Below are 26721 nucleotides of genomic sequence, written 5' to 3' on the forward strand. Positions count from 1 at the left end.
CCCGTGCGCCCAGACCGTCACGCCACGCGAGACATAGCACACCCCACCCGACCCACATTCATGGCAATAGAACCCGATTTTTCGCATTGGCTTCACGTTCGGCGTAACCGGATGGGGGTATTTTCCCGACTTGTTACCAATCTGAGGTTGCTGTGTTTGTTTCAGCCCTGGTCATCAACAAAAGTGCTGGTAGAGCCCCGGTGAGGGGAAGGGGCCGTCGTTTGCGACATTTGAGGTGACCTACGTGCCTGTAGCCCATCACGGAGTACATTCTGCTGCTACTTTGAGCGCACACTTTGGTTTGCCGGTAAACGCGAAGGTGCGCCAGCGATCGTGTCGGCCACCTGGAGGATGGTGTCGGCAGCCCCGGTAAGCCTGTCACGCAGTTGCGCCAGCGCGTGCGGGGTTCCCAAGTGGTCTTCAGCGATCAGCCGCAGCAACTGCTCGCGTGCGATCGTCGACACCGGTAGCTCGCGGCGCCGGGCGATGCGTTCCAGCGATTCCAGTTCCTCTGGGTTGAGCCGGACCTGCAGCACTTTGCTGCGCGGGTTGCCGCGGGTGATCTTCACGTGCGGGGGAATCGGCCTGTCGGTCTGGTCGGCTTCGGCGGCCTCGGCCTCGTCGCCGATCTCGGCCAGCAAATCATCAAGGCTCTTACTCATCTGGACCTCCTTGGCGGTAGTAGCGGCGGTCACGGCTGTTGGACTGCCATGCATTGACGCCCCATACGACATCTCCCTGGTCCAGGGTGATGACACTCACGACAGCCTGGGCACTGGGCGAGTAGCCGGGGGTGGCGAACCTGGCGAACGCTTTTGGTGTTGTAGTCGGGGTCGAAGATGACTGCGTTGGCATCGTTAAGCGCTTCATCGGCTTGCTCTGGCGTGATTCCGTGCTTGGCGATGTAGTCACCACGCTTCGACCAGTCGACCGCCATGCCCTCAAAGCGCAATACACCGTCGTACTACAGCCCAGGAAGGGGATGAGGGATCAGGGATCAGGGGGTACTTTAACGATTCGCCATCAACCTCACCGGCGTGTGGCACACCTGCCGGGCCGGGCCCCCGCACCTGATCGCGGGGCACCGGGCCGATTCACCTGACGAATTCGATCGCCGGGCTGCGGCGGCTGGCGGGGGTCGCGCATGACACGGCGGCCCACCACGGCGTCGTCGGACTGATGCGCCGCCTGGCCGGCGAAACTGCGCCGCAACACATTCGGGTGAACCGCGGGCATCCCGCCAATGTCGACACGCCGATCATCCAGAACGACGCCGTCAGCGGCGCGTGTCGTCTCGACCTCGACCGCCCACCGAGGGAAGTTACGACGTCGACGGCCGGTGGCAGATCAGCGCTCGCACCAGCCGGCTTCTCGACGGGACGCCCGGCGCCCACGCCGTGTTGACGCAAGGCCTGGCCGGGTCCGTTGCGCTACGGCCGTGACAGGAACGCCAGCACGGTGCTTTCGAACGCCTCCTTGGCTTCGATCATCGCCCAGTGCCCGGACTTGGGGAAGATGTGAAGTTCGGCGTTGGGGATGGTGCGCATCGGGATGAGGGCCATGTCGGGTGGGCTGACCCTGTCGTCGCGGCCCCACGTCAGCAGCGTCGGGGCGGCCAGCTTGTGCATGGTCGCCCACGGCATCGGCCGGTCGGAGGCCTCCATCGCCGCGGTCATCGCGGCGAACGCCGCCTTGCCGTACATGCGGCGCGCGGCAGCCAGCGTCTCCGGGTCGGTGGCCAGTTGCCAGCGTTCCGCGATCAGTTCGTCGGTGATCAGCGACTGGTCGTAGACCATCGATTTGAGCCAGTCCACGAGCCGCTGCCGGGTGGGGTCCTCGGTGAACTCCTGCAGCAGCCGGATGCCCTCGCTGGGGCTGGCGCTGAAGATGTTCGTGCCGATCCCGCCGATCGTCACCAGCCGGCCGACGCGCTCCGGGTTGCGGATCGCGAAGTTGATGCCGACCCCGCCGCCCATCGAGTTGCCGATGACGTGGACCCTGTCGACGCCGAGCGCGTCCAGGAACGGCACGACGGCGCCGTGCGCGGTCACCATCGGGTGGCCCCCGACGTCCGGGCTGACGCCGAAGCCGGGGAATTCGAGGATCAGGCAGCGGTAGTGCTCGGCGAAGCTGGGCAGCAGTCCCCGGAAGTTGCGCCAGCCGGTGACCCCGGGACCGGAACCGTGCAGGAACAGCAGCACCGGGCCGGCGTCCGCGCCGCAGTCGTAGTACCGCAGTGCGCCCTTGGGGGTTTCGATTTCGCGCAGGTCGTGCTCGACGGCGATCGGTTCAGAAGTGTTGGCCACGCCTGCCACCCTGCCATGCCCCCGCGTCGGACGGGCGGCGGTGTTCCGCAGGCCGGTCACCCGACGGGCGAGCGCCCGTCACCCAGCCCGGCGGCGTCCGGGCCATGGCCGGGTCGGGGGCCGCCCAATTTGGCACCACGGTGTCGCGGTGGCGCCCGAAGTGGTCGAGCCCGACGTGGGTCAGCACGGTGAAATACGACGTGACCTGCGCCCGCCCGGAGGTCAGGCCGGTGATCAGCACGTTGGTGAGGTTTTGCCGGACAACGGGTTTGACGTCGACGCTGCCGGCGAGGTCTCCGGTGATGCCACGAGGAACCCGAGGATCTCGGTCCGCCGGGGCGGAAAGTCGCGGCCAGATCGTGGATTCCGCGGGCGCCACCAGACCAGTTGGAGCGCGCCAGGGTTTCCCGGATCTGTTCGCGGGCGAGCACTTCCCACATCTCCGTCGTGGTGACCCTGATGGCCCGGCGACTGATCGCCGGGGAACGCGCGGATCGACCGCTATCTGACCGCTATCTGACCAGGTAGGGCCGGAAGTGGTGCCTGGTCTCCGGGGTTACGCCGTTGAGGTCGAAAAGTGCGATCATCGCCCGCAGCAGGTCGGGGGACCAGTCGTCGAAAGGGTGCGCGTACACCCGGTCGAGCAGTTCGCAGCGCAGATGGTCGAGGTCCGGTTGTCGGTCGTTGGTCATGATCGGCATGACCGGGTTGGCGGTTGATGGCGCATCGACCCAATTCCTTCCCGAGGGGTTGGCGTTCGATCTTGGCGGCCGGCACTTTGTTTGCGCGGTTTGTGTGCGCTGTTTGATCTGCCTCGACCGTAGGGCGGCAGCGCGGCGTGTGTACAGCGAATAGGGCGGACTCGAACCCAATTCCCGGCGGAAAGTCAGCAGGTTGTCAGGTTCGCGGCGCGGTGCGCGCCGCAGTGAGTCGCCGTGTCGACGCGCGGCATCCGGCAGATGTCGGTGATTCCGGCCGGTGCCCAATGTTTGCCGGACATCAGCCGGCCGGTGGCCGCGGGGGCGGTTGCGCTGATCATGCGTGCTGAACCCGGTTGCCGCCGGATTGCTTCGCCGCGTACCGCGTGCATCGCCATGTCGGCCGCCGCGGTCACCTGTTCGATCCGCAGCGCGCCGACGGCGTCGCCGAGGCCCCGCGGCTCGGCTGTCGCCGTGCCGACGCTCACCGTGATCCGCTGCGCCGGGGCGGCGCTGGCGGCGACCAGGAAGGCGATGAGCCAAAACGCCCCTACGGCGCTGCTGAAGCCTTCTTCGTGGGCCGAACGCGGAGCCCTCGCGCGGCGAACGAGCCGTTCGCCACCTGCCGCTGACCCACCAGGACGCTGAAAGGCACCGCACACGTCGCGAGGGTGACGACGGCCATCGTCCGCCGCGCCCCACGAATGGCGCCCCGCTTACGCAGGAACTCGCTGATCGATGCGTACTGACCGGGCGGGTCGCCCGGTCTTTCAGCCGTGAACCTCGACCTGCGGCACGACGGTCACGTCGGCGCTGAGCGAGTTGGCGATGTAGCACTCCCGATGCGCCACGTCGACGAGGTGACCTACCTGCTCTGCGGTCGGTCCCGCCGCCACGACGATCCGCGGTCGCAACCCGATGCGGGTGATCCGCATCGGGTGGTCACTGGCGGGCATGACGCCCACCGCGTCGTCGCTGTAGCCCAGCACGTCGACGCGCGCCCGGGCGGCCACGGCGAGAAACGACAGCAGCTGACACGACGCCGCGGCCATCACCAGTAGCTGTTCGGGGTTGAGCCGGTCCGGGCTACCGAGGAAGGCCGGGTCCGCCGAAAGTGTCAGCGTGTCCTGGGCCGGGGGCGCGCTGACCAGATGCTCGCGTTGATAGTCGCGGTAGCCGACGCCCGTCGAGCCCTGCCAGGTGCACCGGACCCGATACGCGTGTTCGCCGGGGTGCTCTGCGGGCATCCCGCGCGTCGGCGCATCGACCTGGCGGCGAATGTCGAGGAGGTGGTGCTGGGCCTCGTGCACGGTGTGGACCGCGACCCAGCGCAACGAGCGTTCCCGCGTGCGCGGGTAGTGGTAGACCACCGTGCGGTCCCAGTCGCCGGCGCCCAAGCGGGCCAAGACGTTACCGAAAAGCATTGCGGCGTAGCCGAGTTGGCGGGCCACATCGATCGGGTCCTGCTCGTCGTACCCGTCGTGGTCGGCCCGCTCCTCGCGACCCATGGCGGCGCAGTCGGCCCCGTCCACGCGCCAGGCCGCCAGGACGCGCTCGCGCTGCACCAGCAGCACGTCGCGCAGGTGGCAACCGTAGTCCAGCGGCGACCACAACCCGGGCCGGGTGCGGGACCGGACGTCGACCGCACCGTCGCACAGGATCGCCGCGACCGCGGCCACCCGCCGCCGGATGTCGTCGCCGGCCGCCGCGGCCAGGCGAAGGTCGTAGGTGAAACCGCATTCGGGGCAGTCCTCGGCCATTGCCTGATCTTTTCAGACGCCCTCGCGTAGCCACTTCCGCTACGTGAGGTAGCGGAATACAGTTGGGCGGGTGACCACCGGCGAACGCACCAGGCATCTGCGCACCTGTCCACTCTGTGAAGCCATGTGCGGCTTGGAGATTCACGTCGAAGGCGGTCCCACCGACGGTAAGGTCACCAGCATCCGTGGGAACCGTGACGACGTGTGGAGCCGGGGACACCTGTGTCCGAAGGGCGCGTCGCTGGCCGCGCTGCACGACGACCCGGACCGCATCCGCCGACCGATGATCAAGATCGACGGACGATGGCACGAGGTCGGCTGGGACGCCGCGTTCCGCCGCTGCACCGAGCTGTTGGCGCCGGTGATCGCCAAGTACGGGATCGGGGCCGTGACCGCCTACACCGGTAACCCACTGGCGCATTCGTTTTCGCTGGCCCGGTACGCGGGTGTGCTGATGGGCATGTCGGGGATACCGATCACCTATTCGCCGGGCACGGTCGACCAGTGGCCGAAGAACCTGTCGTCCCACCTGATGTACGGCCTGTGGTGGAACTTCCCGGTGCCCGACATCGAGCGCACCGACCTCATGGTGATCATGGGCGCCAATCCCGCCGCGTCGCAGGGTTCCCTGCTGGCCGCCCCCGACGTGATGGGCCTGATCAAGGGGATCCGCAGGCGCGGCAAGGTGATCGTCATCGACCCGGTGCGCACACCGACCGCCGCCCAGGCCGACGAGTGGCTGCCGATCGTGCCGGGGACCGACGCGGCGCTGCTGCTGGCCGTCGCGCACACCCTCTTCGACGAAGACCTGGTGAATCCCGGCCCGCACCTCGAGGGCCAGGTAGACGGCATGGACACGATGCGCCGGGTCGCGGCGGAGTGGCCCCCGGAGCGGGTGAGCGCCGTCACCGGCATCGACGAAGACCGCATCCGCCGGTTGGCGCGCGAGCTCGCCGGCACCCCGAGATCCGTCGTGTACGGCCGGATCGGCCTGTGCAACCAGGAATTCGGCAGCCTGGCCAGCTGGCTGGTCGACGTGATCAACATCCTGACCGGTCACCTCGACACCCCCGGTGGCGCGATGTTCCCCAAGCCGGCGGCCTGGTCGATCACGACGCAACCGCTGCCCGGCCTGGAAGGGGGCGCAGCAGAATTCGGCCGCTGGCGCACCCGGGTGCGCGGCGCCAAGGAGGTCCTCGGGCAGGCTCCGGTGTCGTGCATGGCGGAAGAGATCGCCACGCCGGGCGCCGGGCAACTCAAGGCGCTGATCACCGTCGCCGGCAACCCGGTGTTGTCCACCCCCGGCGGCGACAAGCTCGACGAGGCGCTGCCGATGCTGGAAGCGATGATCTCCGTTGACCTCTGGCTCAACGAGACGACGCGGCATGCCGATGTGATCCTGCCCGGACTGTCCCCGCTCGAGCAGCCGCACCACGACGACCTGATCCTGCTGTTCGCGATCCGCAGCATCGCGAACTACTCCGCGCCGGTGTTCGATCCGGGCGACCGCCCACACGAGTGGGAGATCCTGATCCGGCTCACCGGCCTGTGCACCGGCACCCCGGCCGAGGACGTCGACGTGGCGGCGATCGACGACGGGTTCTTCGATTACCTGGCCTTCACCCAGGGACTCGACGGCGCGAAGATCCGCGAACTCTACGAGCACGGCGGCCCCGAGCGGATGCTCGACCTCACGCTGCGTACCGGTCCCTTCGGCGACCGGTACGGCGAGAATCCGGGCGGACTCACCCTGGACATGCTCAAGGCCAATCCGAACGGGATCGACTTCGGGCCGATGGTGCCGCAGCTGCCCGACATCCTCGGCACCCCGGACAAGAAGATCCGGCTGGCGCCCCAATACCTGCTCGACGACCTGCCACGGCTGGCCGCGCGGCTTGCGCGGCCCGCCGACGAACTCGTCCTGGTGAGCCGCCGGCATCTGCGATCGAACAACACCTGGCTGCACAACGTGCCCGCGCTGATGAAGGGCAAGGACCGCTGCACGCTGCTGATCCACCCCGACGACGCGGCCCGCCGCGGGATCGCCGACGATGACGTCGTGACGGTGAAGTCGGCGGCCGGCGAGATCACGGTGCCCGTCGAGGTGACCGAGGCGATCAGGCCGGGCGTGGTGTCGATGCCCCACGGTTGGGGCCACGGCATGCCGGGCACCCGCCTGGCGGTGGCCAACGGCTCACCGGGTGCCAACACCAACGTGCTGTCCCCGCCGACGTTCCTCGACGAGCCGTCGGGCAACGGCGCCCTCAACGGCATCCCGGTGACGATCGGCTGACGATCGACCGGATGCGACGCCGGCGGGCGCGGAGCCGGATCAAGGCCGAGCCGGATCAAGGCCGGATCAAGGGGTGTGTGTGTCCGCGCCCGCGATGTTTATGGTGGAGGCGGGAGAGGCCTCGAAAGCCTGGGAGACGCCATTACGGGAGGGGCGGTGGAGACCGTACTCGGGGTATCGATGGCACCCACGACGGTTCGGATGGTGCTGGTCGAGGGTGAGAACGCCGACGGCGCCACGGTCGAGACGGAAAACTTCGAGCTGCCCCCCGGCCAGACCCCGGACGCCGCGGACGCCCCCCGCCAGGTGGTCTCGGCGATCCTCGGAACCCGCGAAGGCGCGGTCGAAGCCGGATACCAGCTGGCGTCGATCGGGGTGACGTGGACCGAGGCCGGCCAGGCCGCCGCGCTGAACGCCTTGCTGGCCGGCCTGAAGATCGAGAAGGTCATGCTGGTCTCGGCTTTCCTGGCCGCCGCCGCGCTGGCGCAGACGGTGGGTAGCGCGACCCGCTATGCGCACACCGCGTTGCTGTTTCTGGAGCCCTATTCCGCGACGCTGGCGGTGGTGGACTCCGCGGACGGTTCGGTGGCCGGCGCGCGGAAACAGCTGCTGCCCGACGACGAGCAGGATGCGGTCGCCGCGTTGACCGCGATGGTCGCCGGCGTCGACGTGCTCGACCCACGGCCCGACGGCCTGTTCGTCGTCGGTTCCGACGGTGTCGACGTCGCCGCGATCAAGCCGCTGCTGCAGCGGGCGACGTCGCTGGTGGTGAGCACACCCGCGGAGCCGGAGACGGCGCTGGCCATGGGCGCGGCGCTGGCGTCGGCGAATCCGCCGTTGTTCGCGTCGTCGACGGCCGCGATGGCCTACGCGCAGGATGCCGGCACGGGCGTGGTGGACCCGCGGGCGGTTGCCCCCGGCTATCTGGAAATCCCCGCCGCCGTCGAAGAGGGTGACGAGGCGCTCGCCTACAGCGCCGTCCCCGACGAGGAGGCTGACGCGCTGACGGCCTCCACCGGCGGCTTTTTCGCGTCCGCCGCGATCGGTGGCGAGGAGGACGGCGAGCGGCGGGAGACGACCAGACCGTTTCTGGTGGCCATAGGCGTGCTGTCGCTATTCGTCGGCGGGGTGGTGGCGCTGGTATTCGCCCTGGCCATCGCCATCCGGCCACACGTCGACAACCGTCCGGCCATCGGCGCAAGCGCCGTCGCCCCGGCGAAGCCGGCCCCGCCGCCCACCCCTCCGGCCAAGCCGGCCACACAGCAGCGCCCCCCGGTGAAGCCGGCGCCGGCCCCCGCGGCTCCTCCGCCACCGGCGGCTCCTCCGGCCCCACCGGCGCCGCCGCGACTGCCCCTGCCCGCCCCGCCGGTTCCGCTCGGCCCTCCTGGTCCGCCGATCCCCGGGCCGGGCCCGGGCATCCCGTTCGGTCCGCCGATCCCCGGGCCGGGCCCGGGCATCCCGGGCATCCCGATCGGCCCGCCGATCCCCGGGCCCGGCCCGGGGATTCCCGGTGGACCCCCGGGGATTCCGATCCCGCACCTCCCGGTGCCGGGCATCCCGGGCATTCCGGGCCTGTAGCGCGCGCCCCGACCGGCGAGCAGGGGCTGCGGCCGGCCGATGACCGGCTCGGCAGCGAAACCCAGATCTATACCCGCATCGTGGCCGGCCGCGAGGCCCGCACCGTCGACTACCCCTGCGCCTGGAACCAGGGACGGCACCTGTGGATGGCCTATCTGATGCGAGTCGTCTACGCGCAGGTGGTGTTCGACACGCCCTGCCCGGCGACGCGATCAGCGTGACGCCGGCTGCCATCGTGCTGCTCGACAGCCACCTCGACGCGCTGGATCTGCGGCGGCTGATGCGCCGTCCGGCCGTGGCGCCGCCGCCGATCGAGCAGACTCTCTGGCACCGGCTGGCCATGGTCGCGATGCGCACGGCGGTGCCGATCGGTGTCGCGGGCGCGCCCTGGTTCGGTCGAAGATATCGGCGGAATCGCTTTCCCGGCAATGCAGTTCAACACCAAGGTGTGGAAGACATGTGGAAGACGTGTGGAAGACGTTGAAGGAGCACGGCTCCTTCGATCGCGACCGAGTTGGCGGCGGCGACCAGGACGATCGTGAACGCCGTCGAGTTGCGCGCGCAGGCGCGGACCCGGCGCCGCAAACCGCCGCGGGGCATCGCCACCAGGCCCGGCCGCGAGATCGTGGCGGAGGTGATCGCCCGGCGCTGGACGGCGCGCCTCCCGCGCGGGTCGGTTCGGGGTGAACCTTCCGGGGGCGCCGCTCGTCGGCTGTGTATGACTGCAACACCGTATTCTCCACCCTCCCAATGGGCCGCCCATCGCGGCCGCGGAACCGCCCCGCGGATCGCGGGCACCGCGGTGGCATTCACCCAGTACCGCTACGACCAGGACGAAGTGGCGCGCGAGTTCACCGAGTTCACCGAGTTCACCGAACCGGGCTTCCTGCGCTTCGCGCAGACAACGGGCGTCGACCGGCGCAGCCTGGCGCTGCCGCTGTCGCGCTACCCGAGGCTGAACGGGTTCACCGAAGCCAACGACGCCTATCTGGAGGTCGCCGTGGACCTCGGTGAGCGGGCCCTGCGAGAGGCCCTCGCCGGGGCGAACGTCGAACCGCACGAGGTGGACACGATCGTGATGGTTTCCAGCACGGGTATCGCGGTGCCGACCATCGATGCGCGGTTGATCTCGCGTGTCGGCCTGAGGCCGGACATCAAGCGTGTCCCGCTGTTCGGGCTCGGCTGCGTGGCGGGTGCTGCGGGGATGGCGCGCGTCCACGACTACCTGCACGGCTACCCGGGGGATGTGGCCGTGCTGTTGTCCGTCGAATTGTGCTCGCTGACGCTGCAGCGTGACGACGCATCGATCCCCGCCCTGATCGGTGTGTCGCTCTTCGGCGACGGCGCGGCCGCGGCGGTCGCCACGGGTGCCGACCGAAACGCCCTGTGCTCCAACGATGCCCGGGCTCCCCGGGTGCTGGCGACCCGGAGTCGGGTCGTGCCCGGGACCGTCGACGTAATGGGCTGGCACGTCGGCTCCACCGGTTTCCGCCTCGTCATGTCCCGTGACGTCCCGAAGATGGCCGACGAACACCTGAGCGGCGAGGTCGAGAGCTTTCTGGACGACCACGGCCTGTCCGTCGCCGACATCTCGGCGTGGGTATGCCACCCGGGCGGCCCGAAAGTGCTCGATGCGATCGAGAGCGCGCTGGGCCTGCCGCCGGAGGCGCTGGCGCACAGCCGGGATTCGATGCGCGAGAACGGCAACATGTCCTCGGCGTCGGTGCTCGACGTGCTGCGCAGGACGGTCGCCGCGCCGCCGGAGCCCGGGGACTTCGGGGTGATGCTGGCAATGGGCCCGGGCTTCAGCTTCGAGCTGTTGCTGCTGCGGTGGTGACGGAGCCGGCTCGTGTACTACTACCTGCTCATCCTCGCGGTCGCCGTTGAACGCTTGGTCGAGCTCGCGGTCGCACGGCGCAACACCAGATGGTCACTTGCGCACGGCGGCAGGGAATTCGGGCGGGACCACTACCCGGTGGTGGTGAGTATGCATGCGCTGCTACTGGTTTCGTGCGTTGTCGAGGTGTGGGCCGTGAAGCCGCCGTTCATCGCGTGGCTGGGCTGGCCGATGGTTGCCGTCGTGGCGCTGAGCACCGCCGTACGGTGGCGTTGCGTCGCCGTGCTCGGCAAACGATGGAATCCGCGGCTGATCGTCATCCCGGACGCCCCGGTAGTGCGGGACGGACCGTACCGGTGGGTACGCCACCCCAACTACGCCGCGGTCGTGGCGGAGGTGGCGGCACTGCCGCTGATCCATTCGGCGTGGCTGACAGCGGTCGTGTTCAGCATCGCCAATGCGCTGGTGCTCACCGTGCGTATCCGCGCCGAGAACGCGGCCCTCGGCTATGTGTGAGGGGCAGCAGGGCGTGAGGGGCAGCAGGGCGTGAGGGGCGGCAGGGTGTAAGGGCAATACGCGATCAGGGCGCGATGGGGCGGTTCGTCCATTCCCGGCCGGCCCGGCGCGACGAGCGGAACCAGCCGCCGGCCGCGGCGGTGCCGCCGTCGGTCGGGATGGTGTGACCGGTGACGAATGCCGAAAGATCCGACGCCAGAAACAGAATCACCCGCGCCTGGTCCTCGGGAACGCCCATGCGCCCGACCGGAACCCAGTGCGGCCACTGCGTCTGCTCCTCGGCCGACAGCCATTGCGAGTAGGGCACCTGCAGGGATTCGGTGACGTCGGGTCCGATCGCGTTCACGCGCACACCGTCGCGCCCGACCTGGACCGCGAGGCTGCGCGTGAAATGGATGACGGCGGCCTTGAAGGCCGCATACACCGGATCCTCCGGGTAGCCGCGCAGGCCCTCGACAGACGACACGTTGACGATCGCGCCGGCGTGCCGCTCGATCATCGAGGGCAGAAAGACACGGGTCACGGCGAAGACGTGATGCAGGTTGATCCGGTACAGGTCGTCCCACAGTTGCGGGTCGGTGTCGACGAAGTTGCCGGGGTGGCGCAGCCAGTGGCCCACGTTGTTGACCAGGACATCCACCCGCCCGAACCGGTCCAGCACCGACCGCGCCAGGCCGTCGACCTGGTCCGGGTCGCGGACATCGGTCACTACCGGCATGGCGGCGCCACCGCACGACGCGATCTGGTCGGCATTGCCCCGGGCCAGTTCCGCATCGATGTCGACGACGACCACCCGGGCGCCGTGGCGGGCGAACAACCGCGCGGTGGCGGCCCCGATCCCGCCGCCGGCGCCGGTGACCACCGCGACCCGGTCGGCCAGCAGGGGGACGGCCCCCGCCGCCGGTTCGGCTTCTTGCATGCTCACCATCTTGGGGCACCGACCGCGCGGCACCCTCGGCAGGGGCGGGCCAAACGTGACGATCGCGACACCGGCCCGAGTTCCCCCGTCGTTTCCCGGGCCGCGGGACGGGTAATTGCTGCCGTCGGGAGTGATTGCACTTGGCAACGAGGAAGAAAGACCCGTACCACGTATTGCCGAAGCTGGAGACAAAGCGGCGAATTCACCATCGCCATAGTCCGCAATCGGTTGCGGTGTCCCTGGCCAGTCGGCTGATCATGAAAAACGCGGTTCGCGCCTGGGCTTTTCAGCCGGACCTGCACTGGCCCCTGGAATACGTGGACGGTCTGGCGGGACTGCTGCCACAGTTGCGGTCCTCCGCGAAGATCGACCCGGTGCGGCTGGAGAACTGCGGCGCCGAATGGGTTCGCGCGCCCGGCGCGTCGTCGACCCGCGCGATTCTCTATCTGCACGGCGGCGCGTTTCTCACCTGCGGTCTCAACACGCACCGTGCCCTGGTGACTCGCCTGTCGAAAGCGGCCGACGCCGCGGTGCTCACCGTCGGCTACCGGAAGCTGCCGTCGCACCGGATCGGCGATGCCATCGAGGACGGCCTCGACGGGCTTCGCTGGCGCCAGGAGAGCGGCTATGACGGCGAGCAGGTCGTCGTGGCCGGCGACTCGGCCGGTGGATACCTGGCGTTCATGACCGCGCTCTGCGCCATCCGCGCCCGTGTTGCGAAGCCGGCGGGCATCGCGACGATCTCGCCGTTCGCGGATGCGGACCCGGCGGGAAAATTGAGGCACCGCAATGCACGCCGGTGCTCGATGTTCACGCGCGCGGCGTTGTCGATATTCACCCGATATCTCGGGGAGGTACAACTTCCCGGCGCGGACGGCTCCGCGCGCCCCGTCGTCTCACCGGTGGATGCCGATCTGTCCGCTTTGCCCCCGGTGACCATCCACGCGAGCTCCGACGAATTGCTGCTGCCCGACGCCGAGTTGATGGCGAAACGGCTGGACGCCGCGGGAATCCGCTGCGATCTGCATCTGTGGGACGGACAGATCCACGATTTCCCGTTGGCTGCCGACATTTTGCCCGAAGGGCGACGCACCATTCGCTACATCGGTGATTTCGTCAAAGAGGTCACCGCCGGGCGGGACGCGTTGCCCGACGGCCGCGCTGGCACGGCGTGGTCGCACGGGGTGCCGGCGACCACCAGGGTGGTATAGCCGTCGCGCACTGCGAAACATGTTGAGCCGCAGCGTCAACGATGCGAGCGCGCCGGCGCCCCCAGCGGCCCCGTGTCATCGCCGCTGCTGCCGCCGGTCGGCGGCGCTCATCTCCGGCGCGTCGGCGGGGGTTTCGGTGTGGCTGTCGTGCACGGCCGGCGGGTCACCCCTTAGGTTTCGGCCCGAAACTCGACCGTAGCGCCTGCCCCCGATCGGTCACGCTGCCGATACAGTGAAGCGGATGAGCCGACCAGCCCCGCCCGTGCTGACCGTGCGTTACGAGGGATCCGAGCGCACCTTCGCAGCAGGAAACGATGTGGTGATCGGGCGCGACCTGCGCGCGGACGTGCGCGTCGCGCAGCCGTTGATCTCCCGGACCCACCTGATCGTGCGATTCGACCAGGGCCGCTGGATCGCCATCGACAACGGAAGCCTCAACGGCCTGTACGTCAACAACCGCCGCGTCCCGGTCGTCGATATCCAGGACGGCCTGCGGGTCAACATCGGCAATCCGGACGGTCCCGCGCTGACGTTCGAGGTCGGCCGCCACCAGGGTTCGGCGGGGCGGCCGCCGCTGACGACGTCGATACCGGTCTTGCATCCCCACGGCGACGCCGGCGGGGCCCCGACGCACGGCCAGCCGCAGCAACCGCTGCCGGCCCCGTTCCGGCACCCCGCGCAGCCGCCCGGCGGTCCGCAGCACAGCCACCCGAGCGGGCCACTGCCGGGCTACCCCGCGGAGCCGCAACCGCGCCATCCGACCGGCGCACACCACGCCGGCCCGCCCAGCGGGCCGCAACAGGGGCCGCAGATCTACCGGGCGCCACCGGTGCGGGTGCCCGCCGCGCCCGCGGACGAGCCGAGGCCCGCCGAGACCGGCCGCCTCGGCGGCGACCCCACCAACATCGCGACGTCGATGATGCGGATGCTGCGCCCCGGCAGATCGGGCGCCGAGTCGGTCCCGGGAGCGATCAAGATCGGCCGGGCCAACGACAACGACATCGTCATCCCCGAGGTGCTGGCGTCCCGTCTGCACGCCACCCTGGTCCCGACCGCACGCGGCACCGAGATTCACGACAACCGCAGCATCAACGGCACCTTCGTCAACGGCGCCAGGGTCGACTCGGCGCTGCTGCACGACGGCGACGTGGTCACTATCGGCAACATCGACCTCGTCTTCGCCGGCGGCACGCTGGTGCGGCGCGACGAGACCGCGACCGCGACACGCACCGGCGGCCTCGACGTGCGCGGGGTGACGTGGACCATCGAGAACAACAAGACGCTGCTGGACAACATTTCGCTGGGGGCGCACCCCGGAACGCTGACGGCCGTCATCGGACCCTCGGGTGCGGGCAAGTCCACGTTCGCCAGGTTGGTCGCCGGCTACACGCACCCGACCACCGGCACGGTGACGTTCGAGGGCCACAACGTGCACGCCGAGTACGCCTCGCTGCGCAGCAGGATCGGCATGGTCCCGCAGGACGACGTGGTGCACGGCCAGCTGACCGTGCAGCAGGCGCTGATGTATGCCGCCGAACTCCGGCTGCCGCCGGACACCAGCAACGCCGACCGGGCCCAGGTGGTGGCCCGGGTGCTCGAGGAACTGGAGATGACCCAGCACCTGCACACCCGGGTCGACAAGCTGTCGGGCGGCCAGCGCAAACGCGCATCGGTGGCGCTGGAGCTGCTCACCGGCCCGTCGCTGCTGATCCTCGACGAGCCGACCTCGGGTCTGGACCCGGCCCTGGACCGCCAGGTCATGACGATGCTGCGGCAGTTGGCCGACGCGGGCCGCGTGGTGCTCGTGGTCACCCACTCGCTGACCTACCTCGACGTCTGCGATCAGGTGCTGCTGCTGGCCCCCGGTGGCAAGACCGCGTTCTGCGGGTCGCCCGGCCAGATCGGGCCCGCGATGGGGACGACGAACTGGGCCGACATCTTCAGCACGGTGGCCAACGACCCCGACGGGGCTCGGGCCCGCTATCTGGCGCGGACCGGGCCGCCCCCGCCGCCGCCGGCAGCGGAAAAACCCGCCGAGCTGGGCGATCCGTCCCACACGAGCCTGGTCCGGCAGTTCTCCACCATCGCCAGGCGGCAGATGCGGTTGATCATCTCCGACCGCGGCTACTTCGCGTTTCTGGCGGTGTTGCCCTTCATCATGGGCGCGTTGTCGATGTCGGTGCCGGGCAACGTCGGCTTCGGCGTCCCCAACCCGATGGGTGCCGCCCCCAACGAGCCCGGGCAGATTCTGGTGCTGCTCAACGTCGGTGCGGTGTTCATGGGCACCGCGCTGACGATCCGCGACCTTATCGGCGAACGCCCGATTTTCCTGCGCGAACAAGCGGTCGGCCTGTCCACCTCCGCCTACCTGCTGGCCAAGGTCTGCGTCTACACGGTGTTCGCGCTGATCCAGTCGGCGATCGTGACGGTCATCGTGCTGATCGGCAAGGGCGGCCCGACCCAGGGGGCCGTCGCGTTGGGCGACCCCGGCTTCGAGCTGTTCGTGGACGTCGCGTTGACGTGCGTCGCCTCGGCGATGCTCGGGTTGGCGTTGTCCGCCATCGCCAAGTCCAACGAACAGATCATGCCGTTGCTGGTCGTGGCGGTGATGTCGCAGCTGGTGTTCTCCGGCGGCATGATCCCCGTCACCGACCGCATCGGGCTCGACCAGATGTCGTGGGCCACGCCGGCGAGGTGGGGCTTTGCGGCGTCGGCCGCAACCGCGGACCTGCTCAAGCTGGAACCGGGCCCGGTGACCCCGAAGGATTCGCACTGGCATCACACCGCCGGCGCGTGGTCGTTCGACGTGGCCATGCTGCTGGCGATCAGCATGGTCTATCTGGCCTTCGTGCGGTGGAGGATCCGCCTCAAGGGTGGCTGAGCACCCGCCGGCGAAGGCGACGACCGGGAGGTTCCGCGCTGAATTCCCCGCGGAGTGCCACGAAACGTCAGGCCCCCTTGCGCGCTACCTGTTCGGCGGCGGCGCGCATTCGGTCGGACAGTTGCAGCAGATCGTGCTCGCCGACCCCGTGGGGCAGGGTGTACGCCAACTGGCGCAACTCGACGGCGCAGGTACGCAGTTCCTGGCGAAGGCGTGTCTCAACAGTGGGCATCTGTTTTCTCCCCGTCTGTTTTCTCCCCGTGTGTTTTCTCCCCGGGCTCGTCGGATCGAGCGGTACGCCCGATGCTCGACGAGCCGATCCCATGATCCTTGCAGCCCGATCGCGCGCCCGCGAGGGCCAAGGCGCGGATTTACGGGAGTTTGACAGCGTTTTAACACTTGCACGACCACTGGTCATGCGATCGGAGGCGCCGCCGTCCGATCGGCCGCCGGGCTCTTTCCACGCGCATCGTCGCCTCCGACGCCGGTGTTGCTGAGCGCGGCTAAGCAAACTGTTAGGGTTCGCGCTAGATCGCAGCGGCAAAGGGGCCGGAATGGATTTCGAACTCGACGCCGGACAGCGCGCCTGGCTGGCCGAGGTCCGCGGATTCCTGCGCGACAACGTCACCCCCGCGCTGCGCGCCGAACTCGACCAGCACGATCTCGAGTTCCCCAACGGTGAGGTGGCGCGTTTCCGCCGCAAGATCGGCGAAAAGGGCTGGTTCGGACTGAACTGGCCGCGCGAGTACGGCGGGCTCGGCGGCGAAGGGGGCCTCGGCGCGGTGTATCAGCACCTGCTGATGAGCGAGTTCGAGTACTGGGGCGTACCCGGCCCCGACCTGACGGTCACGTCGGTGGCGCCGATGATCATGCGGCACGGCACCGAGCGGAACAAGACCGAATGGCTGCCCCTGATTGCCAGCGGCGAGATGATCTGCGCCGTCGGCTATTCCGAACCCGACGCCGGCACCGACCTGGCCAGCCTCCGGACCCGCGCGAGGCGCGACGGCCGGGAGTGGGTGATCGACGGGACGAAGATCTGGAACAGCGGCGCCCAGCGCGCCACCCACGAGTGGCTCTGCGTCCGCACCGATCCCGACGCGCCCCGGCATCGGGGCATCTCGGTCATCATCGTCCCGATCGACAGCTCCGGCGTCCAGATCCGCCCCCTCTACGCCTGGTCGGGCTACCGCACCAACGAAGCCCACTTTCGCGACGTGCGGGTCCCGCTGACCAACCTGGTGGGCGAGGTGAACCGCGGCTGGACGTACATCACCGGAGCCCTCGACCTCGAGCGCGGCGCGCTGACCAACGCCGGCGACCTGCGCCGCGCCGTGGAGGAGCTGCGAGAGCTCGCGCGCAGCCCCCGGCGCGACGGGACCGTGCCCGCCGACTGTCCGGTGCTGCGCCGCCGGCTGGCGCAGGCCGAAGCCGATGTGGAGGCGGCCACGCTGATGGGTTACGAGGCCGCCTCGATGCTCGACAGCGGCGCCATCCCTTCCGTGGAGGTCAGCGTCGAGAAGGTCTTCACCAGCGAGCTGCGCCAGCGCATCGCGGACCTGGCGCTCGATCTGCTCGGCCCCGACGGCCTGCTGGCACATCGCAGCCCACACGCCCCGCTGGGCGGGAAATTCGAACGGCTGTACCGGGCCGCGCCGTTGATGCGCTTCGGCGGGGGCACCAACGAGGTGCTCCGCGACATCATCGCCCAGCGCGGCCACGGCATGCCCTCCTATGGGCGCTGACCGGAGCCGCACGGGACGAACATGAGAGTGATACCCACCGACGAGCAACGCGCGTTCGCCTCGGCGTCGCGCGCGCTACTGGCGGCGGAATGCCCCGTGACCCTGGTGCGCGCGCTGAGCGAACCCGGCGCCGACCGCAGCGCCGCGGCCCTGTGGCAGGCGCTGGCCGGCGCCGGTATCTTCGGGCTCGCCGTCGGCGAGGAGTACGGCGGCTCCGGCGGCTCGCTCGAGGATCTCGCCGTCTTCTCCACCGAGGCCGGCCGCGCCCTGTGCCCGACGATGGTGCACAGCACCGTGCGGGCGGTGCTGGCGATCGACTGGCTCGGCCGGCCCGGGCCGAAGGCGGCGTGGCTGCCGTCGCTGGCCAACGGCAGCGTCCGCGGCACCACCGCGTTGTGGAACGCGCGCGACGCGGCCGCCGTAGCGCCTGCCCTGCACGCCGCGCCGGACCGGGCGCGCTGGCGGCTCAGCGGAACCGTGGATTACGTCGCCGACGCCGACGTCGCCGACCTCGTCGTGGTGTCGGCCGCCGCGCCCGGGCGCACGCTGGCCTTCGTCGTCGACACCCGCGCCGACGGCCTGGCCGTCGAGCCCCTCGCCATGGCCGGCGGGCACCGGGCGTGCACGGTGCGCTTCGAGGACGTGGCGGTGCCGCCCGACGCCCTGCTCGGCGACGGCGTCGGTGAGCCGGCGCTGCGCCGGCTCGCCAACGCGGCGGTGGCACTGGGATCCCTCGACCTGGTGGGCGTCGGGCAGGCGGTGTTGGACCGCACCGTGGAATACACCACGCTGCGTCACCAGTTCGGCCGGGCGATCGCGTCGTTTCAGGCCGCCCAGCACCTGATCGCCGACATGCACATCGCCGTGGCCGCCGCGCGACTGGCCGCGCACTCGGCGGTGTTCTGGATCGCCCGCGGGCACACGGCGGCCCGGGAAACGGCCATCGCCCGCATGCACGCGGCCCGCGCGGCCCGGATGATCACCCTGGACGCGCATCAGTTGCACGGCGGGATGGGCTATGTGACCGAGACGGACCTGCATCTGTGGAGCGAACGGGCCCGGCTGGGCTCGACGCTCGGGGGCGGGGCCGACGTCGCCGCGGCGTGGCTGGAGGAGGCTCTGGAAGATGAACGATGACAGCCTGATCGACGCCGAGTCGGCGTCCCGGGTGGGGACGGTCGCCGCCTCGGCGACGGGTGAGGTGAACCGGCGCGACTGGCAACGGTGGGCGGCCGCGGTCGGCGACCACAACCCGCTGTGGTTCGACCCGGAGCACGCGCGGGCCAACGGGTTTCGCGACGTCATCTGCCCGCCGCTGTTCCTGCAGTACGCCGTGCTGGGCGTCACGCACCTCGAGACGCTGCGGCCCGACGGTTCCTCCGGCGCCGTCTCGGGCAGCCTGGCGTTCCCGCGCGCGCCCAGGCGGATGGCGGGCGGGGAGAGCTTCACCTTTCACCGGCCCTCCTATCACCGCGACCAGATCGAGATGGTCCGCACCATCGAGTCGATCACCGAAAAGCAGGGTCGCTCCGGCAGATTCGTGCTGGTGACCTGGCACACGATCTACCGCAACCAGCACAAAGACCTGGTTGCCGAAGCGTCGACCTCGATGATCGCCCGGCCTTAGGAGTCCCTTGACCGACCAACAGGTTTTTTTCGAAGACGTCGCGGTGGGGGAGCAGATCCCGGCGCTGACCGTCACCGTCGACGAAACCCAGCTGTTCTTCTTCAGCGCCGCCACCTACAACGGCCACCGCATCCACTACGACAAGCAGTGGGCGCGCGAGGAAGGCTACGACGACGTGCTGGTCCACGGACCGCTGCAGGCGGCGCTGCTGGCCCGCGCGATCGGCGACTGGATCGGCGGCCGCGGCCGCCTGGTGTCCTTCTCGGTGCAGAACCGGGCCGTCGCCCATCCCGGCGAGTTGCTGCGCTTCGGCGGGGTGGTCACCGGCACGCGCCTCACCGACGGGGGTGCCGGCCTGGTCGACCTCGACATCGTCGGCCGCCGCGAGGACACCGTGCTGACGCCCGGGACGGCGACGGTGCAGTTGCCCCGGCGGGCAACGCCGTCATGACGGGGCTGCGGGGCGAAGCGGCCATCGTCGGCATCGCCGAACTGCCCGCCGAGCGGCGGCCCGGCGGGCCGCCGCTGTTCACCCTCGACCAGTACGCGGCGTTGGCGAAGGCGGTCGTCGAGGACGCCGGCATCGACCCCGCCGCCGTCAACGGCCTGATCACCCACGGCGTGGCCGAATCGGCGATGTTCGCGCCGGCCACGCTGTGCGAATACCTGGGCCTGCCAATGGATTTCGGTGAGCGAGTCGACCTGGGTGGTGCCACGTCGGCGGGGATGGTGTGGCGGGCCGCGGCCGCCGTGGAACTCGGTGTCTGCGACGCGGTGCTGGCCGTGGTACCCGGATCGGCATCGGTACCCCGGTCCGCCACCAGGCCGGCCGCCGCCCCGAATTGGTATGGCGCGTCGTCGAACAACTACGGCTCACCACAGGCCGAGTTCGAGATTCCCTACGGCAACGTGGGCCAGAACGCGCCGTACGCGCAGATCGCCCAGCGGTATGCGGCCGAGTTCGGCTACGACCCGGCCGCGCTCGCGGGGATCGCGGTGGACCAGCGCGCCAACGCGTGCGCGCATCCGGGCGCGGTTTTCCACGGCGCCCCGATCACCGTGGACGATGTGCTCGCCAGCCCGATGATCGCCGACCCGATCCACATGCTGGAGACGGTGATGCGCGTACACGGGGGAGCCGGTGTCCTGATCGCCAACGCCGACATTGCACGCCGCGGCCGCCATCGCCCCGTGTGGATCACCGGCTTCGGCGAGCACATCGCGTTCAAGACCCCGACCTACGCCGAGGACCTGCTGTGCACGCCGATCGCCCGCGCCGCCGACACGGCGTTCGCGATGGCCGGGCTGGGCCGCTCCGAGGTCGACATGGCCTCGATCTACGACTGCTATACGATCACGGTGCTGATGAGCCTCGAGGACGCCGGCTTCTGCGCGAAAGGCCAAGGGATGCAATGGCTCACCGAACGCGACCTGACCTATCGCGGCGATTTCCCGCTCAACACCGCCGGCGGTCAGCTGTCCTTCGGGCAGGCCGGCATGGCGGGCGGCATGCACCATGTCGTCGACGGCGCGCGCCAGATCATGGGCCGGGCCGCCGACGCGCAGGTGCCCGACTGTCGCACCGCGTTCGTCACCGGCAACGGCGGCATCATGAGCGAGCAGGTCGCGCTGCTGCTGCGGGGGGACTGACCGCGCCGGTGACGATGCAGAGCGAAACGATGAGGAGGAGCGGCGCAATTAACCCGACCGAACCCCTGCCCATCCCCGAGCCCACGCCGGTCTCCCGGCCGTTCTGGGACGGACTGGCCCGGCACCGGATCGTGGTGCAGTATTCGCCGTCGTTGGGGCGCTACGTGTTCTATCCGCGCACCCTGGCCCCCGGGACGCTGGCCGACGACCTGGAATGGCGTGAGATCGACGGCGGCGGAACGCTGTACACGTTCACCGTCGCCCGCAGGCCCACCGGGCCGCCCTGGGCCGATGCGCTGCCGCAGCTGCTCGCGGTGGTGCAGTGGGACGCGGGGCCGCGGATCAGCACCGAATTGGTCGACGTCGACGCGAGCGACGTCCGGATAGGAATGCGAGTGATGCCGGTGTTCTGTGACCTCCCCGAAGTCGGGATCACCCTGCTGAAGTACCGGCCGGCATGAGCGACCCGACGATGCGCACCCACGTCCACCGGACCCAGGTCGACGACTACTTGCGGGACATGTTGCGCGAGTTGGACGCCGGATTCCCGCGCGTCGAAACCATGACGGCTGCGGCGGCACGGGAGGCGGTGGCCAAGCGCCGCATGCCCGTCAACAACGCGGGCGACGTACGCAGTGCCGTCGACCACTCGGTTCCGGGGCCGGCCGGCGAGATCCCGGTACGGGTCTACCACCCGCACGGCGAGCCGCTCGCCGACCGGCCCGCGATCGTGTTCTGTCATGGCGGCGGATTCGTCTTCTGCGGCATCGACTCCCACGACGGGTTCTGCCGCGCGCTGGCCCGCGGCAGCCAGGCCGTCGTCGTGTCGGTCGACTACCGGCTCGCCCCCGAACATCGCGCGCCGGCCGCCGCGCTCGACGCCTTCGCCGCATTCCGCTGGGCGGCGGAACACGCGGCGGACCTCGGCATCGACGCGGCGCGCATCGCCGTCGCCGGCGACAGCGCCGGCGGCAACCTCGCGGCGGTCGTCGCCATCCTGTGCCGCGAACGGGGGGGCGCCCTGCCGGCCGGCCAGCTGTTGCTCTATCCCGTCATCGACCCGTCGTTCGACACCGAGAGCTATCACCGCTACGCCGCGGGACCCTTCAACACCCGGGCCGCGATGCAGTGGTACTGGCGTCAATACCTCGGCGATGACGGGATCGTCGACCCGCCTTACCTGGTGGCCCCGGCACGCGCGGCGTCGCACGCGGGTCTGCCGCCGGCGGTGATCGTCACCGCCGGTGAGGATCCGCTGCACGGCGAGGGCTGCGATTACGCCCGCCGCCTGCACGAGGCGGGCGTGCAGGTCGTGCACCGCGACTTCCCCGACATGTTCCACGGCTTCATGACGATCCCGTCGCTGGCCGCGTCGGTGCTGGCGCGCGACCTGATCTACGGCGACCTGCGGATGCTGCTCGACCCCAGGTCCGGGAGCTGAGACGGTGCCGGAAACGGTCCAGCAGTTGCTACGCCAGCGCAGGTACGACGACACCCCCGCCGTCGCGCACGGCGACCGGACCTGGACCTGGCGGGAACACCTCGCCGAGGCCGAGGCCGAGGCGTCGGCCCTGATCGCGCGCGCCGACACCACCCGTCCGCTGCACGTCGGCGCCCTGCTCACCAACTCGCCGGAGATGCTGCGGGCGATGGCCGCGGCCGCGCTGGGCGGCTACGTGCTGTGCGGCGTCAACACCACCCGGCGCGGCGCCGGCCTGCTCGCCGACATCCGGCGCTGCGACTGCCAGATCCTGCTGGTCGACGACGAGCACCTCGCGCTGCTGGACGGTCTCGACCTGGCCGGCGTCGAGGTGCTCGAGGTGAGCGGGTCCCGCTACGCCGGGGCGGTCGCGACCGCGCCACCCCTGGTCGCCCACCGCGAGGTCACCGCCGCCGACCCGCTGATGATGATCTTCACCTCGGGCACCAGCGGAAATCCCAAGGCCGTGCGGTTCGCGCACGGGATGGCGATCATGTGCGGGGCGAGCCTGATCTTTCAGTACGACGTCACGGCCGACGACGTGTGCTACCTGTCGATGCCGCTGTTCCACTCCAACGGCGTCGCCGCCGGGTGGGCGGTCGGCGTCGGCTGCGGCGCCACCATGGTCCCGGCCCGGTTCTCGCCGTCGCGCTTCCTGGACGACGTGCGTCGCTACCACGTGACGTACATGAACTACGTCGGCAAGCCGCTGGCCCTGATCCTGTCCACCCCGGAACGCCCCGACGACGCCGACAACACCCTGCGGGTGGCGTTCGGCAACGAGGCGACCGATCGCGACATCGACGATTTCGCAAGGCGTTTCGGCTGCCGCGTGATCGACAGCTTCGGCTCCAGCGAGTTCGCGGTGATCGTCGTGCGCGAGGACGGCGCCCCGAGCGGCTCCATCGGCAAACCGTATCCGGGGGTCGGGATCCACAACCCGGTCTCCCTGCGGGAATGCGCCGTCGCGGAATTCGACCAGAACGGCGCCCTGACGAATTTCGACGACGCGGTCGGCGAACTCGTCAACACCGCGGGCGCGGGCCCGTTCACCGGTTACTACAACGATCCCGCCGCGACGGCCGAGCGACTGCGGCACGGCATGTACTGGTCGGGCGATCTGGCCTACCGGGACGCCGACGGCTGGATCTACCTGGCGGGCCGCACCGCCGACTGGATGCGGGTCGACGGCGAGAACCTGGCCGCGGCGCCCATCGAGCGGATCCTGGGCCGCATCCCCGAGGTCAGCCAGGTGGCCGTCTACGCCGTACCCGACGAGCGGGTCGGCGACCAGGTGATGGCCGCGTTGGTCCTGCGCGACGGAAGCCGTTTGGCGCCGGACGATTTCGCGAGGTTTCTCGCCGCTCAGCCCGACCTGTCGCCCAAGGCGTGGCCGCGCTACGTGCGCATCAACGACGCCCTGCCGGTGACGGCCACCAACAAGATCCTCAAGCGCGACCTCGTCGCCGCCGGTGCCAACGCGCAGGGCGGCGTGCTGTGGACGCGGCCGGCGCGCGGCACCGCCTATTCGGCCGTCAGCATCCCGGCCGGCTGACCGTTTCGCCGGTTTCGGTGGGTTGTGGCGCTTCCCCGAACCGCGCCAGCGCGAGCGTCCCCGACACCGCGACGACGAATCCGAGCACCACCAGCCAGCCGAGGCCGTCGCGCGCACGGTCACCGAGCCACACCACGCCCACCAGCGCCGGCGCGATCGTCTCACCGATCACCATCCCCGCGACGGCCGTGGTGACGGATCCGCGGTGCAGGGCGGAGGTGAGCAACAGAAATCCCGCGGCCCCGCCGGCGGCCGCCGCGTAGAGCGCAGGGTTGGTGTACAGGGAGCGATCGGTCGGGTCGATCACGTCGATCAGTCGCACGCCGACCTCGACGACGCCGAAACCGCTTCCGGCGCCCAGTCCCAGCGCCAGCGCGCGCGGGCGGTCCGGCAGCCGCCCGGCGGCGGCGCCGGCCGCGAAGATCGCGGCCACCGCGCCCAACAGCGCCCAGCCGAATCCGGCGGGGGCATGACGAGAGTGCCCGGGCCCGGCGCCGAGAGCGAGCGCGACCAGGCTGACGCACACCACGCCCACGGCCGTCCATTCGGCCGCCGACAGCCGCGCCGAGAGCACCCAGGCGGCCACGACGCCCGTGACGGCGATCGACGCGGCCAACGCCGCGGCGACGACGTAGATCGGCGCCATCCGCAGCGCGGCCACCTGCAGCAAGAAGCCGAGCCCGTCCAGGCTGACGCCTGCGAGATAGCGCCACTGCCGGGCGGCGCGCCACAGCAGGACCGTGTCGACACCCGAACCGCTGCCCGCTTCGACCGATCGCGCCGCCGCCGCCTGCAACACCGAGGCCGTGCCGTAGCAGACCGAGCACGCCAGAGCGAGTAGGAAGCCGATCAGCACATCCCGACAATAGGCGCACCGGGGGTATCGGCCGGCAGTAGCGTTGGCGGGGACCCCCGCCCGGTGACTCGGCCGAGGCTGAGCAAGTGCCGAATTGAACGATTTTCCGCGATCTGTCGTGGATGATCATCGATGATGCACCGCATCCGCAGACCCGAAACCGAAGGCACCGAGCCTCCGGGGGTCAGGTGGATGCACGGGTGGCGCAGTCCGTTGCGGGGGCCCTGGCTGACATCCGTGTTCGGTTCGGTGCTGCTGGTGACGCTGCCCATCGTCGCCCTCACCGGCCTGTTGTCCTACATCGCGTACGGGCCGCGACTGCATCAGGCCATCCCCGGGGACGTCGGCTGGCTGACGCTGCCGGCGTTCGACTGGCCCACCGACCCGTCCTGGCTGTACCGGCTGACCCAGGGGCTGCACGTGCAACTCGGGCTCGTGCTGATCCCGGTGGTGCTGGCCAAGTTGTGGTCGGTGATTCCCCGGCTGTTCGTGTGGCCGCCCGCCCGATCCATCGCCCAACTGGCCGAACGGGTTTCGCTGCTGATGCTGGTCGGGGGTGTGCTGTTCGAAATAGTGACCGGCGTGCTGAACATCCAGTACGACTACATCTTCGGGTTCAGCTTCTACACCGCCCACTATTTCGGCGCGTGGGTGTTCATCGCCGGGTTCGTCGTGCACGCCGCGATCAAGCTGCCCCGGCTGTGGTCGGGGCTGCGTGCGCTGTCACTGCGCGACGTGCTGCGCACCGGGCGCGCCGACACCCGGGCCGAGCCCTGGGAACCCGACGGCCTGGTCGCCGCGGATCCGGGACCCGCGACGATCAGCCGCCGCGGCGCGCTGTCGCTGGTGGGCGCCGGGACGCTGTTCCTGGCGGTGATCACCGCGGGCCAGACCCTGGGGGGCGTCACCCGGCGGGCGGCCCTGCTGCTGCCCCGCGGGCGCACCCGCGGCGACGGGCCCAACGATTTCGAGGTCAACCGAACGGCCCTCGCGGCGGGCATTCCCGCCGCCGCCACCGGGAATCGCTGGCGGCTCACGCTCACCGGCGGCGCACAACCGGTGGTCCTGGACCGCGCCGCGCTGCTGGCGCTGCCGCAGCACACCGCGAGGCTGCCGATCGCCTGTGTGGAGGGCTGGTCGACCACCCAGACCTGGACGGGGGTGCGACTGGCGGAACTCGCCCATCTGGCCGGCGTGCCGGCACCGGAGTCGGCGCACGTGTCGTCGCTGGAGCGCTCCGGTGCGTTCGGGGCTGCCACGCTGCAACGCAACCAGACGCTGCACCCCGACGGGCTGCTGGCGTTGAAGGTCAACGGCGCCGACCTGTCCGCCGACCACGGTTATCCCGCCCGCATCGTCGTGCCCGCGCTGCCCGGCGTGCACAATACGAAATGGGTGACGGCGATCGACTTCCGGGGAGCTCGAGATGCGTAGCGCGCTGGCGGTTTTCGTCCGGTGCTACGGATCCCGCCCGCTGCACCTGCTGACCCTGGTCACCGGGTTCGCGCTGTGCGGCTACGTGGTGGCCACCATCGGGCCGGTCACGCTCTGGAATCCGCACGTGTGGTGGCAGTCGATCGTCGTGTGGTTCGCCGCGGCTGTCGTCGCGCATGACCTGGTGCTGTTCCCGCTCTATGCGTTGGTTGACCGGCTGCTGCCGCGGCCCAAGACCGGGCGCGCCCGCCCGAGCATACCCGTGCTCAATTACATCCGGGTGCCCGCGCTGGGTGCGGGTCTGACCCTGATTTTTCAGCCGGCTTGTGATGATCTTGTTTTCGGTGATCTGGTTGATGGTGGCTGCGCGCTGAT

26 protein-coding genes and 3 pseudogenes are annotated in these 26721 nt (G+C 70.1%); 19 read left to right on the plus strand and 10 right to left on the minus strand.

From position 1 onward, the window contains the following. Window positions 1-278: 278 nt before the first annotated feature. Complete coding sequence (locus tag FPZ47_RS29615) at window positions 279-695, minus strand: ribonuclease D (RefSeq protein WP_246133607.1); 417 nt, start codon at window positions 693-695, stop codon at window positions 279-281. A gap of 327 nt (window positions 696-1022) precedes the next feature. Here FPZ47_RS29615 and FPZ47_RS17590 point away from each other — a divergent pair. Then, window positions 1023-1314, plus strand: a pseudogene (locus FPZ47_RS17590) (SDR family NAD(P)-dependent oxidoreductase); the annotation flags it as partial. Between the two features lie 116 nt (window positions 1315-1430). On the opposite strand, the gene FPZ47_RS17595 reads toward FPZ47_RS17590, so the two are convergent. From FPZ47_RS17595 to FPZ47_RS30460, 6 genes and pseudogenes are all read right to left on the minus strand, one after another. Then, window positions 1431-2315: an alpha/beta fold hydrolase gene (locus FPZ47_RS17595; RefSeq protein WP_425461843.1), complete on the minus strand. Its 885-nt coding sequence runs from the start codon at window positions 2313-2315 to the stop codon at window positions 1431-1433. Continuing rightward, the gene (locus tag FPZ47_RS17600) at window positions 2290-2685 is read right to left on the minus strand and encodes a hypothetical protein (RefSeq protein WP_210419932.1); all 396 of its coding nucleotides are present in this window, start codon (window positions 2683-2685) and stop codon (window positions 2290-2292) included. Before FPZ47_RS17600 ends, FPZ47_RS17595 begins: the two co-directional genes overlap by 26 nt. A gap of 133 nt (window positions 2686-2818) precedes the next feature. Further along, window positions 2819-2998, minus strand: a complete 180-nt coding sequence (locus FPZ47_RS17605; protein ID WP_144956704.1) for a hypothetical protein — start codon at window positions 2996-2998, stop codon at window positions 2819-2821. A gap of 194 nt (window positions 2999-3192) precedes the next feature. Continuing rightward, on the minus strand, window positions 3193-3492 hold the full coding sequence (locus FPZ47_RS17610; protein ID WP_144956701.1) for a hypothetical protein: 300 nt from the start codon (window positions 3490-3492) through the stop codon (window positions 3193-3195). A 282-nt stretch (window positions 3493-3774) separates the two neighbouring features. Then, a complete protein-coding gene (locus FPZ47_RS30455; RefSeq protein WP_144956707.1) occupies window positions 3775-4251 on the minus strand; it encodes an OsmC family protein in 477 nt (158 codons plus the stop codon). Window positions 4252-4269: 18 nt separating this feature from the next. Then, window positions 4270-4764 (minus strand): annotated as a pseudogene (locus tag FPZ47_RS30460) (DinB family protein); the annotation flags it as partial. A 70-nt stretch (window positions 4765-4834) separates the two neighbouring features. Here FPZ47_RS30460 and FPZ47_RS17625 point away from each other — a divergent pair. The 6 genes and pseudogenes from FPZ47_RS17625 (at window position 4835) to FPZ47_RS17650 (ending at window position 10988) form a co-directional block, all read left to right on the plus strand. Further along, on the plus strand, window positions 4835-7057 hold the full coding sequence (locus FPZ47_RS17625; protein WP_144956698.1) for a molybdopterin-dependent oxidoreductase: 2223 nt from the start codon (window positions 4835-4837) through the stop codon (window positions 7055-7057). 156 nt (window positions 7058-7213) lie between these two features. Next, on the plus strand, window positions 7214-8635 hold the full coding sequence (locus FPZ47_RS17630) for a DUF7159 family protein (RefSeq protein ID WP_145039523.1): 1422 nt from the start codon (window positions 7214-7216) through the stop codon (window positions 8633-8635). Window positions 8636-8643: 8 nt separating this feature from the next. Further along, window positions 8644-8832 (plus strand): annotated as a pseudogene (locus FPZ47_RS17635) (SRPBCC family protein); the annotation flags it as partial. 38 nt (window positions 8833-8870) lie between these two features. Further along, window positions 8871-9119: a hypothetical protein gene (locus FPZ47_RS17640; RefSeq protein ID WP_144954797.1), complete on the plus strand. Its 249-nt coding sequence runs from the start codon at window positions 8871-8873 to the stop codon at window positions 9117-9119. A 54-nt stretch (window positions 9120-9173) separates the two neighbouring features. Further along, window positions 9174-10472, plus strand: coding sequence for a type III polyketide synthase (locus FPZ47_RS17645; protein WP_246133513.1), 1299 nt, complete (start codon window positions 9174-9176; stop codon window positions 10470-10472). Window positions 10473-10484: 12 nt separating this feature from the next. Continuing rightward, window positions 10485-10988, plus strand: coding sequence for an isoprenylcysteine carboxyl methyltransferase family protein (locus FPZ47_RS17650; protein ID WP_144954795.1), 504 nt, complete (start codon window positions 10485-10487; stop codon window positions 10986-10988). 64 nt (window positions 10989-11052) lie between these two features. Here the strand turns inward: FPZ47_RS17650 and FPZ47_RS17655 are convergent, their stop codons facing one another. After that, window positions 11053-11907, minus strand: coding sequence for an SDR family NAD(P)-dependent oxidoreductase (locus FPZ47_RS17655; RefSeq protein ID WP_144954792.1), 855 nt, complete (start codon window positions 11905-11907; stop codon window positions 11053-11055). A gap of 182 nt (window positions 11908-12089) precedes the next feature. On the opposite strand from FPZ47_RS17655, the gene FPZ47_RS17660 reads away from it, so the two are divergent. Both FPZ47_RS17660 and FPZ47_RS17665 read left to right on the plus strand, forming a co-directional pair. Then, a complete protein-coding gene (locus tag FPZ47_RS17660) occupies window positions 12090-13118 on the plus strand; it encodes an alpha/beta hydrolase (RefSeq protein WP_246133514.1) in 1029 nt (342 codons plus the stop codon). Between the two features lie 241 nt (window positions 13119-13359). Beyond that, window positions 13360-15999 (plus strand): ATP-binding cassette domain-containing protein, encoded by a 2640-nt coding sequence (locus FPZ47_RS17665; RefSeq protein WP_168209487.1) that lies wholly within the window; start codon window positions 13360-13362, stop codon window positions 15997-15999. Window positions 16000-16066: 67 nt separating this feature from the next. Here FPZ47_RS17665 and FPZ47_RS28440 read toward each other — a convergent pair whose 3' ends face one another. After that, window positions 16067-16231 carry a hypothetical protein gene (locus FPZ47_RS28440; protein WP_168209488.1) on the minus strand — a complete coding sequence of 55 codons (165 nt, stop codon included), beginning with the start codon at window positions 16229-16231 and terminating at the stop codon, window positions 16067-16069. 322 nt (window positions 16232-16553) lie between these two features. On the opposite strand from FPZ47_RS28440, the gene FPZ47_RS17670 reads away from it, so the two are divergent. From FPZ47_RS17670 to fadD1, 8 genes are read left to right on the plus strand one after another with little or no spacing between them, the layout of a single operon-like run. Then, on the plus strand, window positions 16554-17744 hold the full coding sequence (locus FPZ47_RS17670) for an acyl-CoA dehydrogenase family protein (protein ID WP_144954790.1): 1191 nt from the start codon (window positions 16554-16556) through the stop codon (window positions 17742-17744). A gap of 21 nt (window positions 17745-17765) precedes the next feature. Next, entirely contained in the window at window positions 17766-18881 is a 1116-nt protein-coding gene (locus FPZ47_RS17675; RefSeq protein WP_144954787.1) for an acyl-CoA dehydrogenase family protein, read from the plus strand. Beyond that, window positions 18871-19371, plus strand: coding sequence for a MaoC family dehydratase (locus FPZ47_RS17680; protein WP_144954785.1), 501 nt, complete (start codon window positions 18871-18873; stop codon window positions 19369-19371). The genes FPZ47_RS17675 and FPZ47_RS17680 overlap by 11 nt, the downstream gene beginning before the upstream one ends. A 7-nt stretch (window positions 19372-19378) precedes the next feature. Continuing rightward, window positions 19379-19822: a MaoC/PaaZ C-terminal domain-containing protein gene (locus tag FPZ47_RS17685; RefSeq protein ID WP_144954782.1), complete on the plus strand. Its 444-nt coding sequence runs from the start codon at window positions 19379-19381 to the stop codon at window positions 19820-19822. Then, window positions 19819-21021: a thiolase family protein gene (locus FPZ47_RS17690; RefSeq protein ID WP_144954779.1), complete on the plus strand. Its 1203-nt coding sequence runs from the start codon at window positions 19819-19821 to the stop codon at window positions 21019-21021. The genes FPZ47_RS17685 and FPZ47_RS17690 overlap by 4 nt, the downstream gene beginning before the upstream one ends. 29 nt (window positions 21022-21050) lie before the next feature. Continuing rightward, entirely contained in the window at window positions 21051-21482 is a 432-nt protein-coding gene (locus FPZ47_RS17695) for a Zn-ribbon domain-containing OB-fold protein (protein WP_144954776.1), read from the plus strand. Then, window positions 21479-22462, plus strand: a complete 984-nt coding sequence (locus FPZ47_RS17700) for an alpha/beta hydrolase (RefSeq protein WP_425461821.1) — start codon at window positions 21479-21481, stop codon at window positions 22460-22462. The genes FPZ47_RS17695 and FPZ47_RS17700 overlap by 4 nt, the downstream gene beginning before the upstream one ends. 4 nt (window positions 22463-22466) lie before the next feature. Then, window positions 22467-24056, plus strand: coding sequence for a fatty-acid--CoA ligase FadD1 (fadD1, locus tag FPZ47_RS17705; RefSeq protein WP_144954773.1), 1590 nt, complete (start codon window positions 22467-22469; stop codon window positions 24054-24056). Here the strand turns inward: fadD1 and FPZ47_RS17710 are convergent. Next, window positions 24037-24912: a DMT family protein gene (locus tag FPZ47_RS17710; RefSeq protein ID WP_144954770.1), complete on the minus strand. Its 876-nt coding sequence runs from the start codon at window positions 24910-24912 to the stop codon at window positions 24037-24039. The genes fadD1 and FPZ47_RS17710 overlap by 20 nt on opposite strands. Window positions 24913-25104: 192 nt before the next feature. Between FPZ47_RS17710 and FPZ47_RS17715 the strand changes: the two genes are divergently transcribed. Continuing rightward, window positions 25105-26346: a molybdopterin-dependent oxidoreductase gene (locus FPZ47_RS17715; RefSeq protein WP_144954800.1), complete on the plus strand. Its 1242-nt coding sequence runs from the start codon at window positions 25105-25107 to the stop codon at window positions 26344-26346. Next, the coding region (locus FPZ47_RS17720; RefSeq protein ID WP_144954767.1) for a hypothetical protein at window positions 26339-26721 on the plus strand (383 nt) is incomplete at its 3' end. The genes FPZ47_RS17715 and FPZ47_RS17720, both read left to right, overlap by 8 nt.

Origin of the sequence: Mycobacterium helveticum (assembly GCF_007714205.1) — a bacterium.
Taxonomy (GTDB): domain Bacteria; phylum Actinomycetota; class Actinomycetes; order Mycobacteriales; family Mycobacteriaceae; genus Mycobacterium; species Mycobacterium helveticum.